Source organism: Micromonospora sp. KC207, assembly GCF_004348615.1.
Taxonomy (GTDB): Bacteria; Actinomycetota; Actinomycetes; order Mycobacteriales; family Micromonosporaceae; genus Micromonospora.
The window spans coordinates 1-4,179 of the sequence record NZ_SMKJ01000420.1; the positions used below are offsets into that span (position 1 = coordinate 1).

A 4,179-nucleotide genomic window follows, 5' to 3' on the forward strand; every position below is an offset into this window, starting at 1 on the left:
CGCAGGGGGGTGGCGGAACGGCCGTGCCGCAGTTCGTCGTACTCCCGGAAGCGCTGCCAGATCGTGCCGCTGGCCTCCAGGACGGCCTCTGCCCGGCGGGCGAAGTCCTCGGTCGGCCGGTGCCGGCGCCCCTCGACGTGGCTGACGTAGGACGGGTCGAAGCCCATCAGCGTGGCCAACTGCTTCTTGGACAGGCCCCGCTCGGTCCGGTACCGGGCGAGTTCGACCGCGAACGACTCGGCGGCCCGCTCGATGGGAGAGGTCGTCATCAGCTTCCTCAACGCCGGGGAGTATTAGTTTCACGTTCAGTACGTGAACGCGCACAGGAATGGCACATTGCCGACATTTACCTTGACAACTCGTTCATAAACGTCAATAATTTCGCGACCCGACGCCCGAGCCGCGCGTTTGCGCAGTCCCCGACCGGGTAGTACGCGGCGCGGCCGCCTATCGACCCGCGGTCCGCCGGAGTGACCGGAGCCTCCCGACCACAGCCAGGCGAAGCTTCCCTTACTCAGAGGCGGAAGTTAGGCTAGCCTTAGCTCATTGGCTCGAGTTCCGGTGGGAAGACCAGGGGCGGGGGAGATCAGGTGACTGCGGTGATGCCCACGCGGGAGGCCGCCACGCCGCTCGCCCCGGTGACCGCCACCCTGCGTGCCATGTTCGGCACCGACGACCTGCCCGGCCTCGCACCGGGCCTGCTGGTGACCGACCGGTTCGGCTGGGCCCCGGCCACCACCCTCGTCGACGGCACCCGGCTGCCCGAACTGCTGTCCGCCGCCGCGCTGCGCTGGGGCGGCACCCCGCACGCCTGCGCCGCCCTGGCCTGGAAGTCGTACAGCTACTGGGCCGCCCTGCCGGCCGTCCTCGGCTGGGCGGCGGCCCGCCGGGTGCCGCTGCTCGACCCCGCCGACGTGCTGATCCACTTCGAGGACCACCGTCCGCTGGTCACCCTCGGGTTGCGCCGGTCGACCACCGTCGCGGTGCTGCCCAGCGACCCGCTGGCCCTGGCCGGGTTTCCCGAGACAAGGGTCGTCGCCGACGAGGCCGCGCTGCTGGCCGCGCTCCGCGCCTCGCTGCTCGACGCCCACCTCGCCCCGCTGGTCGCCGCAATCCAGTCCGAGGTCCGCATCGGCACCCGTACGCTGCTCGGCTCGGTCGCCTCTGGCATCGCGCACGGCGTCCTGCGGGCGGCCGACGCGCTGCCCGGCCCCGCGGCCCGGCACGTGGAGACGCTGCTCGGCGCGCTCGGCCTGAGCGACCTGGTCGAGCTGGTGCCCGGTCCGACCGGCGAGCCGACGGTCCAGCGCCGCACCTGCTGCCTGGCCTTCACGCTGCCCCGGCCGAAGGTCTGCCAGGGCTGCTGTCTCCGCGCCGCCTGACCGGCCGGGCACCCCACCGCCGCCCGCCAGCACCGCCCGCGGGCCCACCACGCCACGCAGCCCCCGGCTCGGGCCTCCGCCCGGCCGGGCCGTTTGCGGCCCGGCTCAATCCGTCAACGGACGGACGTCCCACACCCAGGCCCCGCCGGTGTACGTGGGACGGATGCCGGTCAGCTCGGTCATGCCTCGGCGCAGCGCGTCGGCGTGCTCGTGCGGGCCGAGCACCACCACCCCCGCCCGCCAGTAGCGCAGGTCTTTCACGGCGTTCACCCGGGCCGGCGGGGTGACCCGGGGCACCTGCCCGGTGCGCCGGATAACTATGAAGAAGCTGCTGGTGGGACGGGGAGGGGCGGTGAACAGGGCGATCCGCCCCTCCGGTGCCCGGGGGCGGGTGTCCGGCCCGAGGAAGTAGCCGCGCGCCAGCGGCAGATCCAGCCCGGTGGCCGCCGACCAGCGCAGCGGGTCGGGATAGTCGGTGTCGGGCAGCGGCAGGGTCACCACGCTGCGCCCGCCGGCCAGGTACGGACGCCAGGCGCCGGAGGTGACGAACGCGGGCACGGGATCGAGGCGAACCGACGGCAGCGGAGTGGGGAACGCGGGGAGCAGGGCCATGGTCAGCACGGTGGCGGTGGCGAAGCGGATCTGCGGCCGGGCGGCGGGGTGCTCCCTGGCGAGCCGGCGGGCGTGATCCGCGCCAAGCGCGAGCAGCACCCCGACGATCGGTACGGTCGCCAGCGCCCACCGGGTCGGCACCACGGAGTGCAGGATCGGCAGGTTCTCCAACACGGCCCAGGGGCCGGCGATCCCGGTGGCCCGGCCCTCGAACTGGATCTCGCGGCCCAGCGAGAGCACGGCGAAGAGCAGGCCGAGCACCGCGAGGCCGAGCACCGCCGGGCTGCGCCGCAGCCACCACACGACCGCGCCCACCAGCACCACCAACGGCCAGCCGAAGAAGCCGTTCTCCTCGGTGGGGTTCTTCACCAGCTTGAGGTTGGCTTTCGGATCTCCCGCGATCGACTCGCGGGCGAACGCGGTGAACGCGGCGAGGTCGGTGCGGTAGCCGCGGATCAGCCGGGACAGCCCCTCGTACGCGCCGGGGCCAAAGAACTGCAGGTAGAGCGGGTACGCCAGGGCCAGGCCGGCGAGGAGGGCGGCGACCGCGAGACCGGCGAGGAACGGCCGGGCCTGCCGGCGCAGGTCGGCCCGACCCAGGGCCAGCGCGCCGACCACCACGCCGAGCCCGATCGCGGTCATCAGCAGGATCTCCAGGTTGATGAACGCCTGCCAGACGATCACCAGGCCGAGCAGTACGCCGTTGCGCAGCCACCGGCCCCCGTCCGCCAGACGCAGGGTGCGCCAGACGATCAGCGGCACCACGAACTGGCTGACGATGTTGGGGTGGGCGTTGGCGTGCGAGACCATCGCGGGGGCGAAGGCGCAGAATCCGGCCCCGAGCCAGGCCGGTCCCCGGGATCCGATCAGCGCCCGGGAGAGCACGAAATACCAGGCGGTCCCGGTGGCGATCATGCCGCCGGTGAGAAAGACCAGGAATGCGGTACGCGGCCCGAACAGGACGGTGATAGGTGCCATTGGCAGCGAAATGGACAATACGGATGTGTTGGCCATCAAATTGACGCCGTCCGGCACGTTCATCCGGTTCGAGCCGAACGGGTAGGCGAAATCGGTCACCACTCGCGCGCCGTGCGCCATCATCCATTCGAAGAGCGCCTGATCCGACCGGTTGTCCCGGACGCCGTGCCCCGGGTTCACCCAGAACCGGACGGTCACCCAGAGGGCGATCAGCGCGAAGCTGAGCACGGCGGCGACGTCGACCCACCGCCCCCGCCGGGCTGCTTCGCCAGCGTCGCGCCCAGCCTCGCCACCGGGATGACCCGGTTGAGGAGTAGTCATAACAATTCGTAGAGTAGTCAGGGTATGGCACTGACGTGACATGTTTCGGGGGACTGGCGTACTATGTGCCGGGTTCGCCGACCGCCGATCTCGTGCCCACCCCGACCGCAATTCGGCCACCATGGTGCCCCGATTTCCCCGCCGTCCGCTTGGGATGGTTCACTCTGTCGGTCCCGGGGCAGGTCGAGTCACACCGTGAGGAATCGACGCATGGCAGATATCACTGGGGATCAGCGAGTCCAGTCCGAGGTCCTCGAAGGGCTCGCGACGGCGGTCAACCACCGCAGGTGGTTCGTCGAACTGGCCATCCCACACCTCGGCGACAACCCCATCGAGATCGGCAGCGGGCTGGGCGACTACGCCCTGGAGTGGTCGGCGCACCTCCCCCGCTTCACGGCCACGGAGGCCGACCCGGATCGGCTGGTCGCGCTGAAGGAGCGCCTCGCCGAGCAGCCCGCCATCGAGGTACGGCAGATGCTGCTGCCGCACTCCGAGCGCGGGGACTACAGCGCCGCCGTCTCGTACAACGTGCTGGAGCACATCGAGGACCACGTGGGCGCGCTGCGCAGCATGCGCGACCTGGTCCGGCCGGGCGGGAACGTGATCATCATCGTGCCGGCGTTCCAGTTCGCGATGAGCCCGGCGGACATCGCCACCGGCCACGTCCGCCGGTACACGAAGAAGACCCTGGCCGCCGCGATGACCGAGGCCGGCCTGACCGTGGAGAAGATCCACTACGCGAACGCGCTCGGCCTGATCGGCTACTTCATGGCGACCAAGGTCTTCCGGCTGATGCCGAAGGAGGGCCCGATGGTCAAGGTCTACGACACCCTGGTCCTCCCCGCCACCAAGGCCGCCGAACAACTGGTCCGTCCCCCCTTCGGCC

At 71.2% G+C, this 4,179-nt stretch carries 4 protein-coding genes; 2 read left to right on the forward strand and 2 right to left on the reverse strand.

Annotated elements, in window-relative coordinates; translation table 11 throughout:
- On the reverse strand, positions 1-269 hold a 269-nt coding region (locus E1258_RS30430), incomplete at its 3' end, for a helix-turn-helix transcriptional regulator (protein WP_132407165.1).
- A gap of 333 nt (positions 270-602) precedes the next feature.
- On the opposite strand from E1258_RS30430, the gene E1258_RS30435 reads away from it, so the two are divergent.
- Positions 603-1,382: an IucA/IucC family C-terminal-domain containing protein gene (locus E1258_RS30435; protein ID WP_132407169.1), complete on the forward strand. Its 780-nt coding sequence runs from the start codon at positions 603-605 to the stop codon at positions 1,380-1,382.
- 105 nt (positions 1,383-1,487) lie between these two features.
- On the opposite strand, the gene E1258_RS30440 is transcribed toward E1258_RS30435, so the two are convergent.
- On the reverse strand, positions 1,488-3,293 hold the full coding sequence (locus E1258_RS30440; protein ID WP_243715790.1) for a hypothetical protein: 1,806 nt from the start codon (positions 3,291-3,293) through the stop codon (positions 1,488-1,490).
- Positions 3,294-3,503: 210 nt separating this feature from the next.
- Between E1258_RS30440 and E1258_RS30445 the strand changes: the two genes are divergently transcribed.
- Positions 3,504-4,179: class I SAM-dependent methyltransferase (locus E1258_RS30445; protein WP_132407167.1), on the forward strand; the 676-nt coding region annotated here is incomplete at its 3' end.

Excerpts from the sequence above, each read along its gene's own strand:
- E1258_RS30435 (WP_132407169.1), top strand. The coding sequence starts at position 603 with ATGCCCACGCGGGAGGCCGCCACGCCGCTCGCCCCGGTGACCGCCACC.
- E1258_RS30440 (WP_243715790.1), bottom strand. The coding sequence starts at position 3,293 with ATGACTACTCCTCAACCGGGTCATCCCGGTGGCGAGGCTGGGCGCGAC.